A 25,042-nucleotide genomic window follows, 5' to 3' on the forward strand; every position below is an offset into this window, starting at 1 on the left:
CCGAGTCCTTCCGGGAGATCGACCGGCACCGTGCCGCGGTCGCCATCTACCAGAAGGAGTCCAGGCACCTGCTGGACCAGCCGCGGTTCGGCTATCTCGCCGAGTCGCAGCAGAAGTTCGAGAAGGCGTGGCTCGGCACCCTCGAACGCGGAGTGGCCGCCGAGGTCTTCCGCGCCGACCTGGACGTCCGGCTCACCTACCGCTTCGTGCGCGACACCGTGTGGGTCGCCGCGTCCTGGTACCAGCCGGGCGGACAGCACAGCCCGGAGGAGATCGCCCGCCAGTACCTGTCCATGGTGCTGGAGGGCATCGCCCTCCGTGAATGACGCAGGGCCTGCCCGCCGCGGACCGGCCCGGTCGGTCTCACATCCACTCGGCGAACCGCAGCCAGGACATCATGGTGTCCATCTGCGCCGGGGCCATGGCCGCCGCCCCGGCGTCCGAGCCGTTCCCCGCCGCACGAGCCGCCCCCGCCGCCCGCGCCCCCGGGCGCGAGCCCGATCGGGCCGCGGCCGCGCGACCCGGCCCGTACAGCGCCGACCACACCGCCCGCGCCGTGCCCAGCACCGCCGGCGCCATCCGCTCCAGCTCGCGGTGCACACCGTTGCCGCACACCGAGATGGAGGCGATCGCCCGGCCCGAGCCGCGCAGCGGAGCCGCCACGCACGCCACCCCGCGGAAGGCCTCCTCCCGGTCGAAGGCCACCCCGCGCTCGCGGATGCGCGCCAGCTCCTCCCGGAAGGCCCGCGGCCGGGTGATCGTGTACGGGGTGCGCGGACGCAGCCCGGACCGCAGTACTTCGGCCACCAGCGCCTCGTCGCCGAAGGCCAGGATCGCCTTGCCGGTGCCCGTGCAGTAGGCCGGCTGCCGGCCGCCCGTCCGGGACGGCACCGAGCAGTCGGCCGCGCCGCCGATCCGCTCCAGGTACACCACCTCCGGCCCGTCGATCACGGCGAGGTGCACCACGTGCCCGACCTTCTCGTGCAGCTCGTGCAGATGCGGCAGCGCGGCCCGGCGCAGCCGGTTGTGGTGCGAGGCCATCGCCCCGAGCTCCAGCATCCGCATGCCCAGGCGGTAGTCCCGACCGTCACGATCCAGCCAGCGAAGCTGCACCAGTTGGTCGAGGATGCGGTGCACGGAGGAGCGGGGGAGCCCGGAGCGGTGCACCACCTCCGTCAGTGTCAGCCGGGGCGTCGAGCCCTGGAAGGCACCGAGGACGAGAGCCGCCTTCTCCAGCAGCGAGGGCGGAGGCTGGGCTTCGTGACCGGTTTGCTGAACGGGCTGCACTGTCATCGGCGACTCCTGCGAGGAAGCGGAGGAAACCGCGTGATTCCGGCCACGCTCGTGCTGTTGCCGAGAGGTTGCCACGGTTCCCGCTCAGTGGGAAGTACCTATTTCGTTTCGAAACAAAGAGCCATAGGTTCGCGGCACTTTCCCACCTCCGCATCACGACCCGAGAGGGGATGCCATGACCGAACACGCGGTCCTCGCCGCAGTCCGGGACCTCGCCCCCCGGCTGCGCGAGCGCGCCGCCGAGGCCGAGGAACTGCGGCGGGTGCCGGACGCCTCGATCAAGGAGATCGAGGAGACCGGGTTCTTCCGGCTGCTGCAGCCCCGGTCGTACGGCGGCCACGCGGCCGACCCCGTGGTCTTCTACGAGGCGGTCAAGGAGATCGCCAGGGCCTGCGGTTCCACCGGCTGGGTCGCCTCCGTCCTCGGCGTGCACCCCTGGCACGTGGCGCTGTACGACCCGAAGGCCCAGGAGGAGGTGTGGGGCGCCGACCGCACCACCCGGATCGCCTCCTCCTACGCCCCCACCGGGAAGGTCACCCCGGCCGACGGCGGCTTCCGCATCTCCGGCCGCTGGCACTTCTCCTCCGGCTGCGACCACACCGGCTGGGCGCTGCTCGGCGGCCTCGTCCTCGGCGAGGACGGCGCCCCGGCCGACATGCGCACCTTCCTCGTGCCGCGCACCGACTACCGCGTCGACGACGTGTGGGACACCGTGGGCCTGCGCGGCACCGGCAGCAACGACATCGTGATCGAGGACGCCTTCGTGCCCGACCACCGGGCGCTCAGCTTCGGCCCGGTCACCGAGCTGAGGACACCGGGACAGGAGCTCAACCCCGAGCCGCTGTACCGGCTGCCGTACGCCGCCGTGTTCACCACCACCATCTCCACCCCGATCGTCGGCATCGCCGAGGGCGCCTACACCTCCTACGCCGAGGCCACCAAGCGGCGCATCCGCGTCTCCTACGGCCAGAAGGTCGCCGAGGACCCCTTCGCCCAGGTGCGCATCGCCCGCGCCGCCAGCGACATCGACGCCGCCTGGCTGCAACTGCGCCGCAACATCGAGGAGCTGTACGAGCACGCGCGGCGCGGCGAGGAACTGCCGATGGAGCTGCGGGCCCGCGCCCGCCGCGACCAGGTCATCGCCACCGAGCGGGCCGTGGCCGCGGTGGACCTGCTGGTGGAGAACGCCGGCGGCAACACCATGCGCACCGGCCCCAACCCGGTCCAGCGGGCCTGGCGTGACGCACACACCGGCCGCGGGCACGCCGCCAACGACCCCGAGCGCGCACTGCTGCTCTTCGGGCGGGGAGCCCTCGGCCTCGACATCCAGGACACGATGCTCTGATGGGAGCCCAGGTGGCCGATCTCACCTACGAGTCGACCTCGCGCACCGCCAAGGCCGGCGCGCTCACCCTGCACTACCACGAGGCCGGGCCCGACGGCGGCCCCGGCGCACCCGTCGTGATCATGCTGCACGGCGGCGGCCCCGGCGCCTCCGCCTGGAGCAACTTCGGCCGCAACCTCCCGGTGTTCGCCCGGACCTTCCGCACCCTGCTGGTCGACCAGCCCTGCTTCGGCCGCTCCGGCAAACCGGAGCTCGACAAGGACTACTTCAGCTACAGCGCGGACGCCATCGCGGCCCTGATGGACGAACTCGGCATCGCACAGGCGCACTTCGTCGGCAACTCGCTCGGCGGCGGCACCTGCGTACGCATCGCCCTCGACCACCCCGCCAAGGTCGGCAAGCTGCTGCTGATGGGCCCCGGAGGGGTCTCGCTCAACCTCTTCGCACCGGATCCCACCGAGGGCATCAAGCGGCTCTTCGAGTTCAACACGGCACCGCAGCCCACCAAGGAGCAACTGCGCGCCTTCCTCGGCGTCATGGCGTACGACCCGTCCGTCGTGACCGACGAACTGGTCGAGGAACGCTGGGCGTCGGCCACCGACCCCGAGGCCCGGCTGGGCAGCGCACGGATGGCCGCCGCCTTCGCGAACCCGGCCTGGGCCGAGGACCGGATGCTCTGGCGCGAGGCCCACCGGATCACCCACCCGGTGCTGCTCACCTGGGGCCGCGAGGACCGGGTCAATCCGCTCGACGGCGCACTGGTCGCCCTCAAGACCATCCCGGACGCCCGCCTCCCCGTCTTCCCGCACTGCGGCCACTGGGCGCAGACCGAACAGGCCGACGAGTTCAACCGGCTCGCCATCGACTTCTTCACCCACTGAGCCGACCGCCGCACCGAAGGAGACCGACCATGGACATTCGCGCTCTCGGCTACCTGCGCCTGGAGACCACCAGGCCCGAGGAGTGGCGCACCTACGCGCTCGACGTCCTCGGCATGGTGGAGGCCTCCGGCACCACCGAGGACACCCTCTTCCTGCGGATGGACGACCGCTCCTACCGCATCGCCGTCCGCACGGGCGACACCGACCGGCTGCTGGCGGCCGGCTGGGAGGTGGCGAACGCCGCCGCGCTCGCACAGGCCGCCGAGGAACTGGAGGCCGCGGGCGTCGCCGTCAAGCCCGCCGACGCAGGCGAACTCGCCGAGCGCCGCGTCCAGGGACTGATCCACGTGACGGACCCCTGCGGCAACCCGCTGGAGATCTACTGGGGCCAGGCGCAGGACCACACCGCGCTCGGCACCCCGTACGGCAACCGGTTCGTCACCGGCGACCTGGGCCTCGGCCACGTGGTGCTGCCGGTGCCGGACGTCGAGGCCGCGCTGGACTTCTACGAGAACCTGCTCGGCTTCCAGCTCCGCGACTCGATGAAACTCCCGCCGCAGGCCGTCCCCACCGCCGCCGAGCAGCGGGACTTCCACTGGATGCACTTCCTGAGCCCCAACCGCCGCCACCACAGCCTGGGCCTGTACCCCGGCGCCCTGCCCCCCGGCATCGTGCACTTCATGGTCGAGCTGGAGACCCTCGACGACGTGGGCCGCGGCCTGGACCGGATGAACGCGGCGGGCATCCCCATCGCCTCCTCCCTCGGCCGCCACACCAACGACCGCATGGTCTCCTTCTACGCCCAGGCCCCCGGCGGCTTCCAGGTCGAGTACGGCTGGGACGGCCTGATCGTCGACCCCGCCACCTGGGTCGCCAAGGAGATCACCGCCGACAGCTTCTGGGGCCACCGGTGGAACGGCTGACGGACCAGGGGCGGACCGGCCCGCGGATCGACGCGGCAGCCTTCCGTGACGTCCTCGGCCGCTTCGCCAGCGGCATCACGGTCGTCGCGGCACTGGACGGCACCGAGCCGGTCGGCTTCACCTGCCAGTCCTTCGCCTCGCTCTCCCTCGACCCGCCGCTGGTCATGCTGGCCGTGGCCAGGACCTCCAGCAGCTGGCCGAGGATCGAGCGGGCCGGCCGGTTCTGCGTCAACATCCTCGCGGAGGAGCAGCGGGAGACGTGCGCCGCGCTCGGCCGCAGCGGCCCCGACAAGTTCACCGGTGTGCCCTGGAGCGCCGGCGAGCACGGGACCGTGCGCATCGACGGCGCCCTGGCCTTCGTGGAGTGCGAACTGCACGCCGTGCACGAGGCCGGCGACCACCACATGGTCACCGGCCGGGTGATCGCGCTCGACGCCCGCGAGGACGGCCGGCCGCTGCTGTACTTCCGCAGCCGCTACGCCGTGGGGGCGTTCTGATGCCCATCGACGTGCACGCGCTCCTCGCGGCGCCACCGGTCCGCACCGACGTCGTGTGGGACGACCGTGACGTGCGGCTGTACCACCTCGCGCTCGGCGCCGGCGTCCCGGAGACCGACCCGGACGAGCTGCGCTACGTCTACGAGCGGCATCCGCGGGGCCTGAAGGTCCTGCCGCTCTTCGGGGTGGTGGCGGCGGGCGTCGGCTTCCAGGTCTTCGACCGGCCGGGCGTGGACATCGATCTGGCGAGGGTGCTGCACGGCGGCCAGGAGGTCACCGTGCACCGGCCGCTGCCGCCCGCGGCGAAGGCGACCGCCGTCACCCGCGTGACCGACGTCCACGACAAGGGCATGGCCGCCGTGATCGTCCAGGAGTCCGCGCTGCTGGACGAGACCGGGGAGCCGCTGCTGACCCAGCGCAACCACGTCTTCGTGCGCGGCGAGGGCGGCTTCGGCGGCGACCGCGGTCCCTCCGGCCGGATGCCGGACCCCGACGGCGAGCCGGAGCGTGTGTTCGAGCTGCCGACCCTGCCCCAGCAGGCGCTGCTCTACCGGCTCACCGGGGACTGGAACCCGCTGCACGCCGACCCGGACGCGGCGCGAGCGGCCGGCTACGACCGGCCCGTCCTGCACGGACTGTGCACCTTCGGAGCGGTCGTCAAGGCGGTCACCGACCGCTTCCTGGGCGGCGACACGAGCGCGATCGCCGGCTGCCGCACCCGGTTCGCGGGGGTGTTCCTCCCGGGCGAGACCCTGCGGATCAGCGTCTGGACGGATCCGGATCCGGCGACCCGCGGCTACCGGCTGCGGGCCACCGCGGCGGAGCGCGGCGACGCGCCGGTGCTCACCGACGCCGCCCTCACCGTCCGCTGACCCGAAGGCGCGTCCCGTCCGCGGGCGGGGCCGGAACGACACGACGAGGGAGAACGCGATGAACGACACGTGGGACCACACCTACGACGTGGTGGTCATCGGGTCCGGCGCCGCCGGAATGGCCGCCGCCATCACCGCCCGGCTGCGCGGACTCACCGTGCTCGTGGTCGAGAAGACCGACCGCTACGGCGGCTCCACCGCGCTGTCCGGCGGCGCGATCTGGGTGCCCAACAATCTCCATCTCGACCGGGCGGGACTCGGCGACACCCCGGAGAAGGCCCGCGCCTACCTGGACGCCACCGTCGGCGACCGGGTCCCACCCGAGCGCAGGGACGCCTACATCGAGCACGGCCCGGCCATGGTGCGCGAGTTCCACGAGAAGACCGACGTCCGGTTCGTCCACACCCCGGGCTACTCGGACTACTATCCCGAACGGCTCGGCGGCTCCCCGCAGGGCCGGTCGGTCGAGCCGGAGATCTTCGACTTCAGGAAGCTCGGTCCCGAGCAGCGCGCCACCATGCGCCGGGCCGGCCTGCCCACGTACGGGCTCACCATCACCTCCCACGACTTCCGGCACCTGAACATGGTGTCGCGCACGTGGGCGGGCAGGAAGACGTCGCTGAAGGTCGGGCTGCGCGCCCTCGGGGCCCTGGCCACCGGCAGGCGGCCGCTCTCCCTCGGCGAGGCGCTGGTCGCCCGGATGCGCCACTCGCTCGACAGGCTCGGCGGCGAGCTGTGGCTGTCCGCGCCGTTCACCGGGCTGGTGACCGAGGACGGCCGGACCACGGGCGTACGGGTCCGCCTCGACCCCTCCCGGCACCGCCCGGCCGACGGGACCTCTGCCGGCCGGGAGACGACCGTACGGGCCACCGGCGGTGTCGTCCTCGCCTCCGGAGGCTTCTCGCACGACCAGCGGCTGCGCGAGAAGTACCTCCCGGCGCCGACCTCCACCGAGTGGAGCTCGGCGGCCGAGGGCCAGACGGGCGACGGCCTGCAGGCCGCACTCGCGGCGGGCGCCGCGACCGACCTGATGGACAAGGTGTGGGGGGCGCCGTCGGTGGTGCCGCCCGGCGGGAAGCCGTTCTTCCTCGTCGCCGAGAGGGGCATCCCCGGCATGGTCGTCGTCGACGGAGCGGGCGAGCGCTACGTCAACGAGGCCGCCCCGTACCACGAGTTCGTCGACGCGATGTACGCCTGCGACCGGCCGGGGGCGTCCACCGTCCCCTCCTGGCTGATCCTCGACGCCACCTCCAAGGCCCGCTACCTCTTCATGGGCCTCTTCCCGGGACAGCCCTTCCCCAGGGCGTGGATCGAGAGCGGCTTCGTCAAGAAGGCCGCCGGCCTCGGGGAACTCGCCGCGCGGACGGGCCTGCCCGCCGAACGGCTGCGGGCCACCGTCGACCGCTTCAACGGCTTCGCCCGCAACGGCCGCGACGAGGACTTCCGGCGCGGCGAGAGCGTCTACGACCGCTACTACGGCGACCCGACGCTCCCCAACCCCAACCTCGCGCCGCTGGACAAGGCCCCCTTCTACGCCGTCCCGGTCCATCCCGGCGACATCGGCACCAAGGGCGGCCCGGTCACCGACGCCAGGGCCCGGGTGCTGCGCGACGACGGCAGCGTCATCGAGGGCCTGTACGCCTCCGGCAACGTCTCGGCCGCGGTGATGGGCGAGACGTACCCGGGGCCCGGCGCGACCATCGGCCCGGCGATGACCTTCAGCTGGCTCGCGGTCAACCACATGGCGGACACCCTCGCCTCCCGCTGACCACTCCGGAAGGAGCACACCACGCCCCGTACCCGTCCGGCCGGCGCAGCCGCCTCCGTCATCGGCGAGGCCACCGCGCCGCTCCTGCACGCGCGGGGCCACACCGTCATTCCCCTCACCGGGAGGCCAGCGCGGCCCGCAGGGCGCGCGCCGCCCCGGTCAGGGCCTCGTCGGCCTCCGGCAGCAGCCCGCCGAGGCCGAGGAAACCGTGGAACACGCCCGGCCACACTCGCAGCCGCGGCGCGGCACCGGCCTCCCGCAGCCGCCCGGCGTAGCGGAGCCCGTCGTCACGCAGCGGGTCGCACTCGGGCAGCACCACGACGGCCGGCGGCAGGCCGGCCAGGTCGGGGGCCAGGCCCGGGGAGGCGTACGGGTGCGAACCGTCCCCTCCGGGGCCGAGATACTGCTCCCAGTACCAGCGCATGTGCGCCGTCGTGTGGAAGAAGCCCGTGCCGTACGCCGAGTACGAGGCGGTCTCCATACGGTGGTCGAGGACCGGGTACGCGAGCAGTTGCGCCGCGATGTCCGGGCCGCCGCGGTCGCGTGCCATCAGGGTCACGGCGGCCGCGAGGTTGCCGCCGCTGCTGTCGCCCGCGACGGCCAGCCGGCCGGCGTCGCAGCCCAGCAGGGCCGCGTGCGCGGACACCCACGCGGTGACCGCGTAGGCGTCCTCGGCCGCCGACGGGAAGCGGTGCTCCGGGGCGCGGCGGTAATCCACCGAGACCACCACCGCGCCGGCGTGGAAGGCCAGTTCGCGGCAGATGCCGTCATGGGTGTCCAGGCCGCACAGCACCCAGCCGCCGCCGTGGAGGAAGACCACCACCGGTGGCGGGGAGCCGGGGTCCGCCGCCGGCTCGTAGACCCGCACCGGCACGTCCGGCGCGCCCGCCGGCCCGGGCATGCGGCGGTCGGTGACCCGGGGCAGCGGCCGTACCGGCCGCGCCGCGGCACCGGCCCGCGCGGCCTGCCGGATCTCGGACACCCGGACCGGGCCGAGGGCCGGGTCCGGGAAGCCGGCCGACATGGCGTCGGCGAGCTTCCGGGCGCGGGGAGTCAGGGGATCGGTCACCGGGCCGTCAGCCCCCCGTCGATGGTGAACTCGGCGCCGGTGACGTACGCCGAGGCGTCCGAGACCAGGTACAGCACCATCTCCGCGACCTCCTCGGGCCGGCCCATGCGCCGCAGCGGCACGTTCGGCCACTCCCGCTCTCCCGCGTCCGCGCCGAGGGCCCCGGCGACCATGGGGGTGTCGACCATGCCGGGGTGGACGGAGTTGACCCGGATGCGGTACCGGGCCAGGTCCATGGCCGCGGACCTGGTCAGTCCGCGCAGGCCGGACTTCGTCGCCCCGTAGGAGGCGTGGCCCGCGATGCCGACCAGGCCGGCGGTGGAGGAGATGTTGACGACCGAGCCGCCGTCACCGGTCGCGCGCATCGCCGGAACGACGGCCTGGATGCCGAGGAACGGGCCGACGAGGTTCACCCCGAGAAGCTGCCGGAGGTTGTCCTCGGTGTCCTCCTCGACGGGGGCGGTGCGCCACAGTGCGGCGTTGTTGACCAGTGCGTCGATCCGGCCGAAGGCGTCGGTCCCGGCCCGGACGGCCCGCCGCCAGCCGGCCGCGTCCGTCACGTCGTGGACGACGAACAGCCCCTGGTCGCCGAGGTCCCCGGCGACCGCGCGGCCCTCGTCCTCCCGGACGTCCGTGAGCACCACGCGCGCGCCGTGCTCCGCGAACAGCCGTGCCTCGGCCGCGCCCTGACCGCGGCCGGCCCCCGTGACGACGACGACCTTGCCGTCGAGGCGCCCGGGCATCACGCGCTCTCCCGGTCGAGGGCGCGGAAGTGCGGGATGACCTTCTCGCCCCACTGCCGGACGGTCTCCATGCACACCTCCTGCGGGACCGTGCCCATCTGGATGAGGCACATCACCTCGTCCACGCCGGTCCGGCGGAGCTGTTCGACGTAGGCGATGGCGGTGGCGGCGTCACCGTAGGCGTGCTCGGTGTTGTACGTGCCGGTGTCGACGGGGCGGGCCGGGATGCTGGCCTCGTGGAGCCGGGCGACGAGTTCGTCGCGGTCCCTGGCGAGCGCGGCGACGTGGTCCTCGTCCTCCGCGTGGCCGGTGGGGGCGGGCCCGTTGCCGTACCAGTGGGCGATGGACTCGGCGAAGAAGCGCTGGCCGCGGGTGCCGAGCCGGAGCGCGCGCTCGGCGTCGTCGAGGACGATGGTCGGGCAGAGGGCGGAGAGGTGGTCGTTCACCTCGGTCGACACGAACCGCTCGCCGCTGCGGGCCGCGATCGCCTCGTCGTACACCTTGCGCATCTCCCGCACGTCGTCCGCGCCGGCGAAGCCCATCACCAGGGCCCCGATGCCCAGTTCGGCCGCGAGCTTGAGGGTGTCGTGCCGGGAGCAGGCCATGAAGAGGGGAGGGTGCGGGTCCTGGACCGGGCGGGGGAGGATCGCGCCGGGTCCGATGTCGATCGTGCCGTGCCACTCGAAGCGCTCCTCGCGCCAGGCGGAGGAGAAGATCCGCAGCGCCTCCTCCATCTGCGGGTAGGTGTCCTCGGGCCTCACCCCGTACATGGACATCTCCTGGCGGGTGGCGCCGCGGCCGGCGCCGATGTCGACGCGGCCGCCGGAGAGCACGTCGAGCATGGCGGCGCGTTCGGCGACCCGGACCGGGTGCTGGTAGCCGAAGGGCATGGTGACCACGCCGTGGCCGATGCGGATGCGGGAGGTCTTCGCGGCCACCCAGGTGAGGAAGATCTCCGAGGCGCTCATGTGCGCGTACTGGGTGAGGGAGTGGTGTTCGACCGCCCAGATCCGGTCGAAGCCCATCTGCTCGGCGAAGACGGCCTGTTCGACGCAGTCGTGGAGGACCTGCCGCTCGCGTTCGGGGGTGGGGTCGACCATCTGGGCCTCGAAGATCATGGAGAACTTCACCGACGCCTCCTCTATGCCTGTCAGAAATATTTCTGTCAGGCATATACGAGACCGAAGGCCCGGCGCATGCCTTCGCTCCCACTCAGCGGGAAGACGGCGTTCCCTTCCGGGGACGGGGAAACGTACGGTCCTGCCACTTCGCACGACAGCCGGGCTGCGGCGGCGTCACGAGGAGGGGACGGGACAGTGGCGGATCTTCGGGGCAGGACGGTGATCGTCACCGGCGGCGCACGCGGACTCGGCGCCGAGACCGGCCGGGTGGCCGCCGAGGCCGGCGCCCGGGTGGTGCTCACCGACGTGCTGGAGGAGGGCGGGGCCGTCGCCGGGCAGCTCGGCGACCGTGTCCGGTTCGTCCGGCACGACGTCACCTCCGAAGAGGACTGGCGGCGGGTCGTGGACTTCACGGTCGCCGAGTTCGGCGGAGTCGACGGCCTGGTCAACAACGCGGGCGTCTCGGGCGGTTCCCACCCCCTCGAACAGCAGTCGGTCGAGGCGTTCCGCCGGGTCCTCGACATCGATCTGACCGGTGTCTTCATCGGCATGCGCACCGTGATCCCGGTGATGAGGCGCGACGGCGGCGGCTCCATCGTCAACATCTCCTCCGCGGCGGGCCTCATGGGCCTGGCCATGACCGCCGGGTACGGGGCGGCCAAGTGGGGCGTGCGCGGGCTGACCAGGGTCGGTGCCGTGGAGCTCGCGGCCGCCCGGATCCGCGTCAACTCCGTGCACCCCGGCATGATCTACACCCCGATGACCGCCCACGTCGGCATCGAGCGCGGCGAGGGCAACCACCCCGGCACCCCCATGGCGAGGGTCGGCGAGCCCCCGGAGGTCGCCGAAGCGGTCGCCTTCCTCCTCTCGGACGCCGCCTCCTACATCACCGGCGCCGAGCTGGCCGTCGACGGCGGCTGGACCGCCGGGCCGACGGTCGAGCCGCTGACGGATCACTGACACGGCGGACGACGACAGCACGACGGCAGGACAACGACGGCACGACGACAGCACGACGTCAGGGAGGACACCCATGGACCGCTTCGAAGGGCGCCGGGTCCTGGTCACCGGCGCCGGATCGGGCATCGGGCGGGCGACCGTGCTGCGGCTCCTGCGGGAGGGCGCGGTCGTCGCCGCCGCCGACGTCTCGGAGCCCGGACTGAAGGAGACGTCCGCCTCGGCCGGTGCCGGGGACCGGCTGCACACGCGGGTGATGGACGTGTCGGCCGAGTCCTCCGTGCGGGAGGGCGTCGCCGCGGCCGTGACACACCTCGGCGGGCTGGACGTACTGGTCAACGCGGCCGGCATCCTGCGCTCCGCGCACACCGAACGGACGACCCTGGAGCTCTGGAACCGGATCGTCGCCGTCAACCTCACCGGCACCTTCCTGACGACCCGGGAGGCCCTGCCCGCGCTGCTGGCCTCGCGCAACGGCACCGTGGTCAACTTCAGCTCCACCGCGGCGTCCTTCGCCCACCCCTACATGGCCGCCTACGCGGCGACCAAGGGCGGCATCCAGTCCTTCACGCATGCGATCGCGGCCGAGTACGCCAAGCGGGGACTGCGGGCGGTGTGCGTCGCCCCGGGCAGCATCGCCAGCGGCATGACCAGCAACCCGGGCCTGCCGGAGGACACGGACTGGAGCCTGCTCGCCAAACTGGCCCCGGCCCTCGGCCCGGGCTTCGCCGACCCGGCGGCCGTCGCGGGCGTCGTCGCCATGCTGGCCTCGGAGGACGGCGCCTTCATCACCGGCACCGAGATCCGCATCGACGGCGGCACCCACATGTGACGGCCCGCACCACTCTTCCGGAGATGCCGCACGGGCCGCCGCAGCCCGCCCGCCCCCGCGAGGGGCCGTCACCGGTCCTTGGTCAGTGCGACGAGTTCGGCGAACAGGCCGCCGGCGTGGACCAGGTCCTCGTACGTGCCGTGCTCGACGACCCTGCCCCTGTCCATGACGAGGACGCGATCGGCGAGACGGGTGTTCTCCAGTTGGTGGGTGACGACGACCGTGATGCGTTCGGCGGCGATCCTCCTGATCTCCAGGAAGACGGCGTGCTCGCCACGGGCGTCCATCTGGGAGGTCGGCTCGTCCAGGATCAGCAGCGGTGTCCGCCGGTACAGGGCGCGTCCGCACACCAGGCGCTGCCACTGCCCGCCGGAGAGCTCGGCGCCGCCCCACAGCTCCTTGGCGAGGAGCGTGTCGAGCTGCCGGGGCAGCTTCTCGATCGCCTCGCGCATGCCGACGGCATCGACCACCTCCCACACGGGCCCGTCGTCGAAGGTCTTCGGCTGGCCGAGCGTGATGTTCTCGCGGGCGCGCAGGGGCCAGCAGGCGAAGCCCTGGGGGACGAGCGCGGTGCGCTTCCACACGGCGTCGGGATCGGCCTGGGCGAGGTCGACGCCGTCCCACAGGACGCGTCCCTTGTCGGCGAGGAGGATGCCGGTGATGAGCTTGACGAGGGTGGACTTTCCCGAGCCGTTCTCGCCGACGACGGCCAGGATCTCGCCCCGGCGCAGGGTGAGCGACACCCCGGCGACGGCCGGTTCGTCCTTGCCCGGGTAGCGGTGGACCACTTCGTCGAGGCGGATCTCGTCCACGCGTTCCGGGATGGTCAGCTCTCCGCGTCTCGGGGCGCGTTCGGCGGCCAGGTCGAGGAAGGCCCGCATGTCGGCCAGGTACAGCGAGGTGTGGAACATCGCCGCGCCGTGGATGACGACGTGGCCGAGCGCGGCGAGCGCGGTCTGCACGGCGACGACGGCGGTGGCGGCGACGGGCAGGGCGACCCGGCCGGTGGCGGCCAGCCAGGCGAGGGCGGACCAGGTGCACAGCAGGAAGGCCCCGCCGAGTGCGCTCGTGGTCAGGACGATGCGCAGCATGCGCGGGGCCGCGGTGAGGCTGCGCCGGTCGATGCGGTCGGACAGGGCGCGGTACCAGTAGAGGAGGTAGCCGGTCATGCCGTTGGCGCGGACCTCGTCGCCGTAGCGGGAGTAGGTGGCCCACCAGCGCATCATGGAGCGCACGTTGCGGTCGCCGACGTTGAGGTAGTGGGTCTCGTAGTCGACGCGCGCGGACAGCACGGCTCCGGCGCCGGCCGGGAGAACGGCCAGCAGGAGCAGGGGCAGCATCAGCGGATGCAGTGCCGTGACGACTCCGCTCGCGGCGGTCATGCGGATCAGGGCGGACATGAACCGCTGGGCGTCCTGCACCATCAGCCGCGTGCGCGTGACGCCGACCTCGGCGGCTTCCTGCCGGTCGGCGAAACCGTCCTCGCCGTAGGCGGAGGACTCCACCCGGCAGACGGCGGCGACCAGGGCGATGTCCGCTTCGGTGGTCAGCAAGGGGGTGATCCGGCCGTCGGCGTAGGAGGACAGGGCGCCGCTGATCCGGCCGACGGCCGCGGCCGTCGTCACCACGACCAGGGCGGGCAGCGCGCCGTGCAGGCGTTCGGAGACGGAGCCGCTGCCGAGGACGTGCGCCATCGCCTCGGCGGTGAACGTCAGGACGACGGCGGCCGCGACGCCGGTGACGAGCTGGCACGCGAGGAGCAGCACGACGCCGGGCCTGTCGACGGCCCACGCCATCCGCGCGGTGTGTCCGAGCACCGACGGCAGGCGGCGGCACATCGCGGTGAAACCGGCGTCCGTCAGCGGGTTCCTGCCGTGCTTCCCCTCGAAGGTGAGGCTCGCCGGCGGTGGAGGGGGCGGCATCTTCTCGTCAGCGGTCGAGGCGTCGGGCACAGTCATCCGCGTCCCTCCTGGAGGTCGGTGCCGGACCTGGACGGCTCGGCGGTGCACGGCATAACGACCCGGCGCCGGAATCGAACGCGCTCGATTCCGGACGCGTTGAGACCCTTGCCGCGCAAGGGGTCGCCCGGGGCGGCTCGTTGCTGGAGCCGGTCCCGGGCGCACGGGACTGGCCGAATCGCCGATGCTTGAGAGCTGTGTGACGGATGGGATTTCAGGAAGCGCCCTGCGTGCATCTCGGGGGCCCCGGCGCAGGGTGATCGATAGCCTGCCGGGGGAGCGGACGGAGGGGCGCCCGGGCGCCAACTCCCCGGATCCGCCCCGAAGTAGGTCCCGAGCGCCGGCCGGACCAGGCCGGTGCGCGTAGACAGCGAGGTGAGAGGCCCTATGTTCACCACCCGCCCCACCCTCCAGGGCACCTTCGGCATGGTGTCCTCCACCCACTGGCTGGCCTCGCAGTCGGCGATGGCGGTGCTGGAGGACGGGGGCAACGCCTTCGACGCCGCCGTGGCCGGTGCCTTCGTGCTGCACGTCGTCGAACCGCACCTCAACGGACCGGCGGGGGAGGTGCCGATCCTGCTCGCCCCGGCGGGCGGCGAGGTGCGGGTGCTGTGCGGGCAGGGCGTGGCGCCGGCCGGTGCCACGGTCGCGCACTACCAGGGGCTCGGGCTGGATCTCGTACCCGGCACGGGCCCGCTCGCCGCCGCCGTCCCCGGAGCCTTCGACGCCTGGATGCTGCTGCTGCGCGACCACGGCACCAAGTCCCTCGCCGACGTGCTCAAGTACGCCATCGGCTACGCCGAACACGGCCACGCGCCCGTGGAGCGCCTCGGCGAGACCGTCGGGACCGTGCAGGGGCTGTTCGAGACGGAGTGGACGTCCTCGGCGGAGGTCTACCTGCCGGGCGGGCGCCCGCCGCGGCCCGGCGCGCTGTTCCGCAACCCCGCGCTCGCCGCCACCTGGAAGCGGCTGCTGGCCGAGGTGGCCGGCGCCGGGGACCGGGAGGCCGGGATCGAGGCGGCCCGTGCCGTGTGGCGCACCGGGTTCGTCGCCGAGGCGCTGGTGCGGCAGGCGGGACGCCCCACCATGGACACCAGCGGCGTGCACCACTGCGGCACCCTGACGGCCGCCGACCTCGCCGGCTGGTCCGCGGCCTACGAGACCCCCGTCACGTACGACTGGAACGGCTGGACCGTGTGCAAGGCCGGCCCCTGGAGCCAGGGCCCCGTCCTGCTCCAGCAACTGGCGCTGCTCCCGCCCGAGCTGCCCGAGTACGGGTCCGCCGACTACGTCCACCTGCTGGTCGAGGGCTGCAAACTCGCCATGGCCGACCGGGAGGCGTGGTACGGGGACGCCGCCGAGGTGCCGCTCGACGACCTGCTGTCGCCGCAGTACAACGCCGCCCGGCGGAAGCTCGTCGGCGACAGGGCCTCCCACGAACTGCGCCCCGGCAGCCCCGGCGGGCGAACCCCGCGACTGAGCGCCCACGCGCGCGTGGCGGCCGTCGAGGCAGCGGGATTCGACGCGCTGGGGATCGGCGAGCCGACGGTCGCCAAGGGCCCGGCGTCACCGGTCCCCGGCGAACCGGACGTCGCCGCCGACGGCGGCACCCGCGGCGACACCTGCCACCTCGACGTCGTGGACCGCTGGGGCAACATGGTCGCGGCCACGCCCAGCGGCGGCTGGCTCCAGTCCAACCCCGTCGTGCCCGAACTCGGCTTCCCGCTCGGCACCCGGCTGCAGATGACCTGGCTGGAGGAGGGCCTGCCCAACACGCTCACGCCGGGCCGCCGGCCGCGCACCACGCTCACGCCCTCGATCGCCCTGCGCGACGGCGAGCCGGTCATGGCCTTCGGCACGCCCGGCGGGGACCAGCAGGACCAGTGGCAGCTGCACTTCCTCCTGGCGGTCGCGCTGCGCGCGCGGGTGCGCGGGGGCCTCGACCTCCAGGGCGCGATCGACGCCCCGAACTGGCACAACGACAGCTTCCCGGGTTCCTTCTTCCCGCGCGGCATGCGGCCGGGCAGCGTGACCGTGGAGTCCCGCACGGACCCGGCGGTCGTCGAGGACCTGCGGCGCCGCGGCCACGACGTCGTCGTGGGCGACGCATGGTCGGAGGGGCGGCTGTGCGCCGTCGCGCGGGACCCGGACACGGGCATCCTGTCGGCGGCCGCCAACCCGCGGGGCATGCAGGGGTACGCGGTCGGCCGCTGACCCGGGCCCGGGCCGGCGAACCGGGAGTTCACCCCGATTCCACCGGGAGTGCACCCCCAGGGCGGGGATTGTCAGTGGCGCGTGCTCTCATGGACTCGTGATCCAAGACATCGAAACCATCGACGAGTTTCTCACCCGGCACGCCGACGACGTGGAGGAAGCCGTCCGCAAGGCGGCCGCCCAGGAGATCATGCCGCGCTGGCGCCGGCTCGCGGCGCACGAGGTCGACCAGAAGTCCGGCCCGCACGACCTGGTGACCGACGCCGACCGCAAGGCCGAGCAGTTCCTCACCGAGGCCCTCGTCGGCCTGCTGCCCGGCTCGGTCGTGGTCGGCGAGGAGGCGGTGCACGCCAACCCGGCGTCGTACGAGGCGATCCGGGGCGAGGCGCCGGTGTGGATCGTCGATCCGGTCGACGGGACCCGGCAGTTCGTGCACGGGGACACCGGCTTCTGCACCCTCGTCGCGCTGGCCCACCACGGGGTGCTGCGCGCCTCCTGGACCTACGCGCCGGCCCGCGGCCAACTCGCCACGGCGGTACGCGGCCGGGGCGCCTTCCTCGACGGGAAGCGGCTGTACGCCGGCCCGCCGGAGCCCGGCCGCGACCTCCGCGTCGCCACGTCCCACCCGGACTACACGACGGACGAGGAGAAGCGCGCCCTGCTCGCCCTGCGCACCCCGGGCGTGGCGCCCCGCGCCTGCGGCTCGGCGGGCCTGGAGTACCTGGCCGTCGCCCGCGGCGAGTCGGACGCCACGGCGTTCTCCTGGGAGGCCGCCTGGGACCACGCCGCGGGCCTCCTCCTGGTCGAGGAGGCGGGCGGCACCCACCTGACCCGCACGGGCGAACCCTTCCGCATCGCGGGCGACAACGACCTGCCGTTCACCGCCGCCCGCGACGCGGCCACGGCCCGGCGCGTGGCGGCGCTGCTGGCGGGCGAGGGCGTCTGACCGCCCGGGACCCGGCACCCCGCCTCCCGCCACCCTCGGCCGGGCGGTGCCGGTGCCCCGGCATATCCTGATGCCCAGTGGCCGTCGGCTGACGAAGGGGTCCGAAGGTGCCGTCGATGCTCGATGCGGTCGTGGTGGGTGCGGGGCCGAACGGGCTGACGGCTGCCGTGGAGCTGGCCCGGCGCGGCTTCTCCGTCGCCGTCTTCGAGGCCCGGGACACCGTGGGCGGCGGCGCCCGCACCGAGGAGCTGACCCTGCCCGGCTTCCGGCACGACCCGTGCTCCGCCGCGCACCCCCTCGCCATCAACTCGCCGGCCTTCCGCGGCCTGCCCCTGGAGCGCTACGGGCTGGAGTGGGTGCACGCCGAGCTGCCCATGGCACACCCGTTCCCGGACGGCTCCGCCGCCGTGCTGGCCCGGTCCGTGGGCGCCACGGCGGCCTCGTTCGGACCGCGCGACGCGGGCACCTACCGCAGGCTGGTCGAGCCGTTCCTCGCCCGCTGGGACACCCTGGTCCGCGACTTCATGTCCCTGCCGCTGACCGCGCTGCCCAGGGACCCCGTCACCCTCGCCCGGTTCGGCCTCGTCGGCCTGCCCCCGTCGACCTGGCTGATGCGCCGCTTCCGCGACGAGCGGGCCAGGACCCTGTTCGCCGGCCTGGTCGCGCACGTCATGGCCCCGCTCGGCGGCTTCGCCACCGGCGCCATCGGCCTGGTCTTCGCGCTCGCCGCGCACGCCCGCGGCTGGCCGGTGGCCCGCGGCGGCTCCCAGGCCGTCTCCGACGCCCTCGCCGCCCACCTCACGGACCTCGGCGGCACCGTCCACACCGACTTCGAGGTCAAGCGCCTGGACGACCTGCCGCCCGCGCGCGCGTACGTCTTCGACACCTCGCCCACCGCCCTGGCCCGTATCGCCGGCTTCGGCAGCCTCTACGACCACTACCGCTACGGCCCCGGCGTCTTCAAGATCGACTACGCGCTGGACGGCCCGGTCCCCTGGACCGCGAAGGAGGCCCGCGCCGCGGGCACCGTGCAGATCGGCGCCGACAGCGGGGAGATCGGCACCGCCCTGCGCGCCGCCTCCCGCGAGGGCCGCGCACCCGACGCGCCCTTCCTCATCACCGTCCAGCCCAGCGTCGCCGACCCGACCCGCGCTCCCGCCGGCAAGCACGTCTTCTGGGCGTACGGCCACGTGCCCAGCGGCTGGACCGGCGACCTCACCGACGCCATAGAACGCCAGCTGGAGCGCTTCGCCCCCGGCTTCCGCGACCGCGTCCTGGCCCGCGCGACCGCCGGGCCGCCCCAGATCGCCGCCCGCAACGCCAACTACGTCGGCGGCGACATCGCCTCCGGCGCGGTCTCCGGGCTCCAGGTCCTGCTGCGTCCCAGACTGTCCCTGTTCCCGTACAACACCCCGCACCCGGCCGTCTTCATCTGCTCGTCGGCCACCCCGCCGGGCCCCGGGGTGCACGGCATGTCCGGACACAACGCGGCGAAGGCCGTCTGGCGGAGGCTGAGGCAGGCATGACGACGATCACGCTGGTCCAGGGCGACATCACGCGCGAGAGCGCCGACGCGATCGTCAACGCGGCCAATTCCTCCCTGCTCGGCGGAGGCGGCGTCGACGGCGCCATCCACCGGCGCGGCGGCCCCGCGATCTTGGAGGACTGCCGCAGGCTGCGCGCCGGCCGGTACGGCAAGGGCCTGCCCACCGGCCAGGCCGTCGCCACCACCGCGGGCGATCTGGACGCCCGCTGGGTGATCCACACCGTCGGCCCGGTCTGGTCGGCCACCGAGGACCGCTCCGAGCTGCTGGCCTCCTGCTACCGGGAGTCCCTGCGGGTCGCGGGCGACCTGGGCGCCCGTACGATCGCCTTCCCCGCGATCTCCACCGGTGTCTACGGCTGGCCGATCGACGACGGCGCCCGCATCGCCGTCGAGACGGTGCGGGCCGCCGGGACCTCGATGGAGGAGGTCCGGTTCGTCCTCTTCGACGAGCGGGCGTACGAGGCGTTCGCCGCGCAGATCGGCTGAGGTGCCCGCCGGGCGGTCACCGGCCGAGGGCAAAAAACAGTCCCCGGTAGTGCTGCACGTGTCCTGAAGCTCCAGTCGTCACTGTCGCCTCGGTATCGCGCCGGCTTGCCGGGGGCCTGAACCACATCCTGTCCAAGTCTCTCCGCCGACTAGACGTCCTTGCCGACTTCGAGACTCTTTCGGTGTTGTGGTCTAACAATCACTCTGCACCTTATATATCCAGAGTCAATAGGTTTTGGGCAGATTTTTCGGTATTCCGTGGACGGATCCCGTCGGCTCGTGCCGCCGGGCGGGCCCATATGCGCCCCCACCAGGCTTGACGCGTCTATTGCAAGTGATATGCAATAACCTGTCGACAGCAACAAATGTGGGGGAGAGATGACCACCCGTCTGATACGAAGCGCCGCCGCCGCGGCGGCGCTGGCCGCCGGCGTCGCCGCCTGCTCGGCACCGGGGAGCAAGACGGACGACACCGAGGCGGCCGAGTCGGTCGTGATCGGGGTGGCCTCCGAACCGGACACCCTCAGTCCGCTGCTCGGCTACGGCAAGGACGGCAACTCCAAGATCTTCGACGGGCTGCTCGCCCGTGACGCCGATCTCAGGCTGAAGCCTGCCCTGGCCACCGCACTCCCGGAGATCGCCGACGGCGGCCGCACCTACACGTACACCCTGCGCAAGGGCGTGAAGTTCAGCGACGGCGAACCGCTCACGCCCGCCGACGTGGTCTTCACCTACAGGACCGTCCTCGACGCCAGGACCAACAACACGGCGCGCAGCGAGCTGGACGCCGTCAAGGACGTCCGGGCGAGCGGCGACGACAAGGTCGTCTTCACGCTCAAGTACCCGTACGCGCCCTTCGCCGCCCGGACGGTCCTGCCCATCGTCCCCGAGCACGTCGCGGGCGCGCAGGACCCGAACACCGGCTCCTTCAACACCGAGCCGGTCGGCACCGGACCGTACGTCCTCGCCGACTGGCGCAAGGGGGAGAAGCTCACCTTCAAGGCCAACCCGCACTACTGGGGCGGCAAGTCCGAGGTGAAGTCCTTCACCATGGCGATCATCGCCGACGACAACGTGCGCGCCACCCGGCTGCGCTCCGGCGACCTCGACGGCGCCGTCCTCCCGCCCAACCTCGCCGCCACCTTCGAGAACGAGGACGGCAAGCGCACCTACGAGGCGAAGTCGTACGACTTCCGGGCCGTCACCCTGCCCACCGGCAACAAGGTCACCGGCGACCGCGCCATCCGCCGGGCCCTGGACGCCGCCGTGGACCGCCAGGCCATGGTCGACAAGATCCTCGACGGCGCCGGCACCCCGGCCTACGGGCCGCTGCCCACCGACGACCCCTCGTACGAGCCGGGCATCGAACGCCCCCACGACCCGGCCGGCGCGCAGAAGATCCTGGACCAGGCGGGCTGGAAGCCCGGCCCGGACGGCATCCGCGCGAAGAACGGACAGCGGGCCGCGTTCACCCTGTACTACCCGTCCGGCGACAAGGTCCGCCAGGACCACGCGCTCGCCTACGCCTCCGACGCCAAGAAGGCCGGCATCGAGGTGAAGGTGGAGAGCGCCACCTGGGAGGTCATCGAGCCGCGCATGAAGAGCGACGCGGTCCTGGCCGGCTTCGGCAGCGTCGGCGACCCGGACTTCGGGCTCTACACCCTGCTGCACTCCTCCCTCGCCGGCGACGGCTTCAACAACATGGCCCACTACGACAACCCGGCCGTGGACGAAGCACTCGACGCGGGCCGCCGCAGCCAGGACCCCGAGGAACGCGGTTCCGCCTACGACAGGCTCCAGAAGGAACTGGTCGCCGACCCCGGCTACACCTTCCTCACCCACATCGACCACCTCTACGTCCTCGCCGACCGCTGGGACGGGCTGACCACCCAGCTGGAGCCGCACGAGCACGGCTTCGCCAGCGGCCCCTGGTGGAACATCGAGGACTGGCAGCCCAAGAAGTGAGCCCGCTGCCCTGGGGAGCGATGGCGCGCCTCGCGGGGCGGCGGGCCCTGTTCGCCGTCCCCGTCGTCCTCGTCGTCACCTTCGGCGTCTTCGCCATCGCCGCCGCCTCCCCGTTCGACCCCGTCAAGGCGTACGCCGGCACCGCCGCGCTCGGCGCCGACCAGGAGACCCTGGACCGGCTGCGGGACAACCTGGGCGTGGACCAGTCCTTCGTCGTCCGCTGGTGGCACTGGCTGACGGACGCGCTCACCGGCGACCTCGGCCACTCCGGCGTGATGCGGCAGCCCGTGGCCCAGGTGATCGGCGAACGCCTCGTGTGGTCCGCGCTGCTGTGCGCCGTCGCCTTCGCCGTCGCGGTGGCCGTCGGCACCCTGCTCGGGGTGCTGGCCGCCCGCCGGCCCGGATCGATGCTCGACCGCGCCGTCACCTCGCTCGCCTACTGCCTGGAGGCGGCGCCGGTGTTCTGGATCGCGCTGCTCGCCGTCTGGCTGTTCGCCCTCCAGTGGGACGTCCTCCCGGCGGGCGGACTGACCGACACCGCCAGCGAGCGGGTCACCGCCGGACAGGTCGCGAGCCACATCGTGCTGCCCGCCGGTGTGCTCGCCGTCTCCCAACTGCCCTGGTTCACCCTCTACGTACGCCAGGGCGTCGGCGACGCCCTGGCGGAGGATCCCGTGCGCGGCGCCCGCGCCCGGGGCATCGGCGAGGGCACGGTCCTGCTCGGCCACGCCCTGCGCTCCGGACTCCTCCCGGTGCTCACCCTGATCGGCTCCCGCGTGCCCGAACTCATCACCGGGGCCCTGCTGGTGGAGAGCGTCTTCAGCTGGCCGGGCATCGCCGCGGCCACCGTCGAGGCGGCCACCGCCGTCGACTTCCCGCTGCTGGCCGCCCTGACCACCCTCGCCACCGCCGCCGTCCTCGTCGGCAACCTGCTCGCGGACCTGCTCTACGGACTGTTCGACCCGAGGGTGAAGCTCAGTGAAATGTGACTCCCATGGCTGAGACCGCGGCCGAGAAGGCCGAGCGGCCCGGCACCGCGTGGCGCTCGTACGGCGCGAAACACCGCTCCACCCGCACCCTGCGCCTGCGCACCTCCGCCGCACTGGTGGCCCTGACCGTCCTCGCCGTCCTGGTCGTACCGCCGCTGGTCCAGCTCGACCAGCAGGCCGTCGACCTGGCCGCCAAGCTGCGACCGCCGAGCCCGGAGCACCCCTTCGGCACCGACGACGTCGGCCGGGACCTGCTGCTGCGCTGTGTGTACGGGCTGCGCGTCTCCCTGCTCGTCGGGGTGGCGGCGGCACTGACGGCGACCGTGGTCGGCACCGCCGTGGGCGCCGCCGCCGGGGCACTGGGCGGCTGGGTCGACCGGGCTGTCATGCGCGTCGTCGACGCGTTCTCGTCCGTGCCGCACCTGCTGCTCGGCATCTTCATCGTCGCCATGTTCCGGCCGGGCGTCTGGCCGGTGGTGGTGTCGGTCGCGCTCACCCACTGGCTGTCGACCGCGCGCATCGTCCGCGCCGAGGTGCTGTCCCTGCGCTCGCGCCCGTTCATCGACGCGGCGGTCTCCGGCGGCGCGTCCCGGTGGCGGGTGGCCGTGCGCCATCTGCTGCCCGGCGTGCTGCCGCAGGCCGCGCTGGCCGCCGTGCTGATGGTGCCGCACGCCATGTGGCACGAGTCCGCGCTGTCCTTCCTCGGACTCGGACTGCCCACCCACATGGCGAGCCTCGGCAACCTCATCCAGAGCGCACGCGGCTCGCTGCTCGCCGGGCAGTGGTGGCCCACCCTCTTCCCGGGCCTGTTCATCATCGTCCCCACCCTCGCCGTCGCGGGCCTCGCCGGCGCCTGGCGGGAGCGGATCAACCCCCGCCGCCGATCGGAGCTGATGCTGTGACCGAGCGAGCCCCCGTGCTGTCGGTCCGCGGACTGTCGGTGCGCTTCCTCATGCCGGGTGGCCGGCGGGTCGCCGCCGTCACCGACGCGCACTTCGAGGTGCGGGCCGGCGAGTGCCTGGCCCTGATCGGCGAGAGCGGCTGCGGCAAGTCCGTCCTCGCCTCCGCCCTCCTCGGCCTGCTCCCCGGCAACGCCCAGACCGCCGGCAGCGCCCTGCTGGGCGACCTCGACCTGCTCACCGCCGACGAACGGACCCTGGCCCGCACGGTACGGGGCCGGCTGGCCGGCCTCGTACCGCAGAGCCCGGCCGCCCACCTCACCCCCGTGCGCACCATCCGCTCCCAACTGCAGGAGACGGTCGCCGCACTGACCCCGACGCGGGGACGCGCCGCCCTGCGTTCCGCCGCCGAGGCCGCCGCCGAACGCGCCGCGTTCCCGGTGGACCACCTCGACCGCCACCCGCACGAGCTGTCCGGCGGCCTCGCCCAGCGTGCCGCCACCGCCCTCGCCCTCGTCGGCGACGCCCCGCTGCTGCTCGCCGACGAACCGACCACCGGACTCGACCGCGACCTGGTGGACCGCACCGTCGACGAACTGCGCCGGCACGTCGACGCCGGCGGCGAGGGCCGGGCCCTGCTGATGATCACGCACGACCTGGCCGCGGCCGAACGCATCGCCGACCGGGTCGCCGTGATGTACGCGGGCCGGATCGTCGAACTGGCCGACGCCGCCGCCTTCTTCGGCACCCCCGGACCCCGCCACCCCTACAGCCGCGGCCTGCTCCAGGCCCTCCCCGACCGGGCCTTCACCCCCATCCCGGGCCTGCCGCCCGAACTCGGCGCCCTGCCCGACGGCTGCGCCTTCGCCCCCCGCTGCGACCGGGCGAACGACGCCTGTGCCGTGCTCCCGCCGCTGAGCGGCACGGTCGCCTGCCACCATCCGCACGCCGCTCTCACGGAGGCCGCCGACCGTGCTTGACCTGCGGGCCATCACCGCCGGATACACCAGGAACGCACCGGTGTTCCGGGACGTCTCCCTGACCGTCGCGCCGGGCGAGGCCGTCGGACTGCTCGGCCCCAGCGGCTGCGGCAAGTCCACCCTCGCGCGCGTCGCGGCCCTGCTGCACCGGCCCGAGTCCGGGACCCTGGTGCTCGACGGCGAACCCGTACGACGCTGGCGCCACCGCGCCCCGCGCGCCCAGCGCACCGCCTTCGGCGTCGTCTTCCAGCAGCCCAGGCTCTCCGCCGACCCCCGGCTGCGGCTCACCGACCTGATCGCCGAACCGCTGCGGGCCACCGGCCGGCGCGAGGGCAGCGCCGACCGGGTCGCCGAACTGGCCGCCACCGTCGGGCTGACCGCCGACCTGCTCGGCCGGCGCCCGCACGAGGTCAGCGACGGCCAGCTCCAACGGGCCTGCCTCGCCCGCGCCCTCGTGCTGCGCCCGCGCTGGCTGGTGTGCGACGAGATGACGGCGATGCTCGACGCGTCGACCACCGCAGCCCTGGTCCGGGTGGTGGAGGACTACCGCGCCGCCACCGGCGCCGGTCTGCTGGCCGTCGGCCACGACCGCACCCTGCTGGACCGCTGGTGCGACCGCACCGTCGACTGGACGGCCCTGACCGGCACCGCCCTCGCCGCGGAGGCGGCCCGGTAGTACGCCCTCCGGTTCCTCGACATGCATCCGTCAAATGGGGTCCACGGACACAGCAGTCGGGGTTCATCCGGCGCCGTTTGGC

23 protein-coding genes are annotated in these 25,042 nt (G+C 73.4%); 18 read left to right on the plus strand and 5 right to left on the minus strand.

Features of this window, described 5'->3' with window-relative positions; genetic code table 11:
• On the plus strand, positions 1-326 hold a 326-nt coding region (locus H0H10_RS05530; protein WP_507227367.1), incomplete at its 5' end, for a TetR-type transcription factor C-terminal domain-containing protein.
• Positions 327-363: 37 nt separating this feature from the next.
• Here the strand turns inward: H0H10_RS05530 and H0H10_RS05535 are convergent.
• On the minus strand, positions 364-1,293 hold the full coding sequence (locus tag H0H10_RS05535) for an IclR family transcriptional regulator (protein WP_188179691.1): 930 nt from the start codon (positions 1,291-1,293) through the stop codon (positions 364-366).
• 175 nt (positions 1,294-1,468) lie between these two features.
• On the opposite strand from H0H10_RS05535, the gene hsaA reads away from it, so the two are divergent.
• Genes hsaA through H0H10_RS05565 form a run of 6 tightly spaced genes read left to right on the plus strand, consistent with a single transcriptional unit; the run spans position 1,469 to position 7,579 of the window.
• Positions 1,469-2,638: a 3-hydroxy-9,10-secoandrosta-1,3,5(10)-triene-9,17-dione monooxygenase oxygenase subunit gene (hsaA, locus tag H0H10_RS05540; RefSeq protein ID WP_188179692.1), complete on the plus strand. Its 1,170-nt coding sequence runs from the start codon at positions 1,469-1,471 to the stop codon at positions 2,636-2,638.
• The gene (gene hsaD / locus H0H10_RS05545) at positions 2,638-3,519 is read left to right on the plus strand and encodes a 4,5:9,10-diseco-3-hydroxy-5,9,17-trioxoandrosta-1(10),2-diene-4-oate hydrolase (RefSeq protein ID WP_188179693.1); all 882 of its coding nucleotides are present in this window, start codon (positions 2,638-2,640) and stop codon (positions 3,517-3,519) included. The genes hsaA and hsaD overlap by 1 nt, the downstream gene beginning before the upstream one ends.
• Before the next feature lie 29 nt (positions 3,520-3,548).
• Positions 3,549-4,442, plus strand: a complete 894-nt coding sequence (locus tag H0H10_RS05550; protein WP_188179694.1) for a VOC family protein — start codon at positions 3,549-3,551, stop codon at positions 4,440-4,442.
• Positions 4,430-4,939 carry a flavin reductase family protein gene (locus H0H10_RS05555; RefSeq protein ID WP_309141729.1) on the plus strand — a complete coding sequence of 170 codons (510 nt, stop codon included), beginning with the start codon at positions 4,430-4,432 and terminating at the stop codon, positions 4,937-4,939. Before H0H10_RS05550 ends, H0H10_RS05555 begins: the two co-directional genes overlap by 13 nt.
• Positions 4,939-5,811 (plus strand): MaoC/PaaZ C-terminal domain-containing protein, encoded by an 873-nt coding sequence (locus tag H0H10_RS05560; protein WP_188179695.1) that lies wholly within the window; start codon positions 4,939-4,941, stop codon positions 5,809-5,811. The genes H0H10_RS05555 and H0H10_RS05560 overlap by 1 nt, the downstream gene beginning before the upstream one ends.
• Positions 5,812-5,869: 58 nt before the next feature.
• Entirely contained in the window at positions 5,870-7,579 is a 1,710-nt protein-coding gene (locus tag H0H10_RS05565) for an FAD-dependent oxidoreductase (RefSeq protein WP_188179696.1), read from the plus strand.
• Between the two features lie 115 nt (positions 7,580-7,694).
• Here H0H10_RS05565 and lipP1 read toward each other — a convergent pair whose 3' ends face one another.
• Genes lipP1 through H0H10_RS05580 form a run of 3 tightly spaced genes read right to left on the minus strand, consistent with a single transcriptional unit; the run spans position 7,695 to position 10,521 of the window.
• On the minus strand, positions 7,695-8,648 hold the full coding sequence (lipP1, locus tag H0H10_RS05570) for a LipP1 family hormone-sensitive lipase (protein WP_309141730.1): 954 nt from the start codon (positions 8,646-8,648) through the stop codon (positions 7,695-7,697).
• Positions 8,645-9,391, minus strand: a complete 747-nt coding sequence (locus H0H10_RS05575) for a glucose 1-dehydrogenase (RefSeq protein WP_188179697.1) — start codon at positions 9,389-9,391, stop codon at positions 8,645-8,647. Before H0H10_RS05575 ends, lipP1 begins: the two co-directional genes overlap by 4 nt.
• On the minus strand, positions 9,391-10,521 hold the full coding sequence (locus H0H10_RS05580; protein WP_188179698.1) for an LLM class flavin-dependent oxidoreductase: 1,131 nt from the start codon (positions 10,519-10,521) through the stop codon (positions 9,391-9,393). Before H0H10_RS05580 ends, H0H10_RS05575 begins: the two co-directional genes overlap by 1 nt.
• 186 nt (positions 10,522-10,707) lie before the next feature.
• On the opposite strand from H0H10_RS05580, the gene H0H10_RS05585 reads away from it, so the two are divergent.
• Entirely contained in the window at positions 10,708-11,472 is a 765-nt protein-coding gene (locus tag H0H10_RS05585) for a glucose 1-dehydrogenase (RefSeq protein WP_188179699.1), read from the plus strand.
• A gap of 73 nt (positions 11,473-11,545) precedes the next feature.
• Positions 11,546-12,301: an SDR family NAD(P)-dependent oxidoreductase gene (locus H0H10_RS05590; protein WP_188179700.1), complete on the plus strand. Its 756-nt coding sequence runs from the start codon at positions 11,546-11,548 to the stop codon at positions 12,299-12,301.
• A gap of 68 nt (positions 12,302-12,369) precedes the next feature.
• Here the strand turns inward: H0H10_RS05590 and H0H10_RS05595 are convergent, their stop codons facing one another.
• Positions 12,370-14,259 (minus strand): ATP-binding cassette domain-containing protein, encoded by a 1,890-nt coding sequence (locus tag H0H10_RS05595; protein ID WP_188179701.1) that lies wholly within the window; start codon positions 14,257-14,259, stop codon positions 12,370-12,372.
• A gap of 387 nt (positions 14,260-14,646) precedes the next feature.
• Here H0H10_RS05595 and H0H10_RS05600 point away from each other — a divergent pair, with 387 nt between their 5' ends.
• The 9 genes from H0H10_RS05600 (at position 14,647) to H0H10_RS05640 (ending at position 24,960) form a co-directional block, all read left to right on the plus strand.
• Entirely contained in the window at positions 14,647-16,473 is a 1,827-nt protein-coding gene (locus H0H10_RS05600; RefSeq protein WP_188179702.1) for a gamma-glutamyltransferase family protein, read from the plus strand.
• Between the two features lie 97 nt (positions 16,474-16,570).
• On the plus strand, positions 16,571-17,419 hold the full coding sequence (locus H0H10_RS05605; RefSeq protein ID WP_188179703.1) for an inositol monophosphatase family protein: 849 nt from the start codon (positions 16,571-16,573) through the stop codon (positions 17,417-17,419).
• Positions 17,420-17,535: 116 nt separating this feature from the next.
• The gene (locus H0H10_RS05610; protein ID WP_188179704.1) at positions 17,536-18,945 is read left to right on the plus strand and encodes a phytoene desaturase family protein; all 1,410 of its coding nucleotides are present in this window, start codon (positions 17,536-17,538) and stop codon (positions 18,943-18,945) included.
• Positions 18,942-19,451 (plus strand): O-acetyl-ADP-ribose deacetylase, encoded by a 510-nt coding sequence (locus H0H10_RS05615; protein ID WP_188179705.1) that lies wholly within the window; start codon positions 18,942-18,944, stop codon positions 19,449-19,451. The genes H0H10_RS05610 and H0H10_RS05615 overlap by 4 nt, the downstream gene beginning before the upstream one ends.
• Before the next feature lie 378 nt (positions 19,452-19,829).
• Positions 19,830-21,416 carry an ABC transporter substrate-binding protein gene (locus tag H0H10_RS05620; RefSeq protein ID WP_188179706.1) on the plus strand — a complete coding sequence of 529 codons (1,587 nt, stop codon included), beginning with the start codon at positions 19,830-19,832 and terminating at the stop codon, positions 21,414-21,416.
• A 20-nt stretch (positions 21,417-21,436) separates the two neighbouring features.
• Entirely contained in the window at positions 21,437-22,405 is a 969-nt protein-coding gene (locus H0H10_RS05625) for an ABC transporter permease (protein ID WP_188179707.1), read from the plus strand.
• 5 nt (positions 22,406-22,410) lie between these two features.
• Positions 22,411-23,307, plus strand: coding sequence for an ABC transporter permease (locus tag H0H10_RS05630; protein ID WP_188179708.1), 897 nt, complete (start codon positions 22,411-22,413; stop codon positions 23,305-23,307).
• Positions 23,304-24,284, plus strand: coding sequence for an ABC transporter ATP-binding protein (locus H0H10_RS05635; RefSeq protein ID WP_188179709.1), 981 nt, complete (start codon positions 23,304-23,306; stop codon positions 24,282-24,284). Before H0H10_RS05630 ends, H0H10_RS05635 begins: the two co-directional genes overlap by 4 nt.
• Entirely contained in the window at positions 24,277-24,960 is a 684-nt protein-coding gene (locus H0H10_RS05640) for an ABC transporter ATP-binding protein (protein ID WP_188179710.1), read from the plus strand. Before H0H10_RS05635 ends, H0H10_RS05640 begins: the two co-directional genes overlap by 8 nt.
• Positions 24,961-25,042: the final 82 nt, after the last annotated feature.

This window comes from Streptomyces griseicoloratus (assembly GCF_014534645.1).
GTDB lineage: Bacteria > Actinomycetota > Actinomycetes > Streptomycetales > Streptomycetaceae > Streptomyces > Streptomyces griseicoloratus.

Excerpts from the sequence above, each read along its gene's own strand:
- H0H10_RS05600 (WP_188179702.1), top strand. The coding sequence starts at position 14,647 with ATGTTCACCACCCGCCCCACCCTCCAGGGCACCTTCGGCATGGTGTCC.
- H0H10_RS05595 (WP_188179701.1), bottom strand. The coding sequence starts at position 14,259 with ATGACTGTGCCCGACGCCTCGACCGCTGACGAGAAGATGCCGCCCCCT.
- hsaD (WP_188179693.1), top strand. The coding sequence starts at position 2,638 with ATGGGAGCCCAGGTGGCCGATCTCACCTACGAGTCGACCTCGCGCACC.
- H0H10_RS05610 (WP_188179704.1), top strand. The coding sequence starts at position 17,536 with ATGCTCGATGCGGTCGTGGTGGGTGCGGGGCCGAACGGGCTGACGGCT.
- H0H10_RS05625 (WP_188179707.1), top strand. The coding sequence starts at position 21,437 with ATGGCGCGCCTCGCGGGGCGGCGGGCCCTGTTCGCCGTCCCCGTCGTC.
- hsaA (WP_188179692.1), top strand. The coding sequence starts at position 1,469 with ATGACCGAACACGCGGTCCTCGCCGCAGTCCGGGACCTCGCCCCCCGG.
- H0H10_RS05550 (WP_188179694.1), top strand. The coding sequence starts at position 3,549 with ATGGACATTCGCGCTCTCGGCTACCTGCGCCTGGAGACCACCAGGCCC.
- H0H10_RS05590 (WP_188179700.1), top strand. The coding sequence starts at position 11,546 with ATGGACCGCTTCGAAGGGCGCCGGGTCCTGGTCACCGGCGCCGGATCG.
- H0H10_RS05630 (WP_188179708.1), top strand. The coding sequence starts at position 22,411 with ATGGCTGAGACCGCGGCCGAGAAGGCCGAGCGGCCCGGCACCGCGTGG.
- H0H10_RS05565 (WP_188179696.1), top strand. The coding sequence starts at position 5,870 with ATGAACGACACGTGGGACCACACCTACGACGTGGTGGTCATCGGGTCC.
- H0H10_RS05535 (WP_188179691.1), bottom strand. The coding sequence starts at position 1,293 with ATGACAGTGCAGCCCGTTCAGCAAACCGGTCACGAAGCCCAGCCTCCG.
- H0H10_RS05615 (WP_188179705.1), top strand. The coding sequence starts at position 18,942 with ATGACGACGATCACGCTGGTCCAGGGCGACATCACGCGCGAGAGCGCC.
- H0H10_RS05575 (WP_188179697.1), bottom strand. The coding sequence starts at position 9,391 with ATGCCCGGGCGCCTCGACGGCAAGGTCGTCGTCGTCACGGGGGCCGGC.
- H0H10_RS05620 (WP_188179706.1), top strand. The coding sequence starts at position 19,830 with ATGACCACCCGTCTGATACGAAGCGCCGCCGCCGCGGCGGCGCTGGCC.
- H0H10_RS05560 (WP_188179695.1), top strand. The coding sequence starts at position 4,939 with ATGCCCATCGACGTGCACGCGCTCCTCGCGGCGCCACCGGTCCGCACC.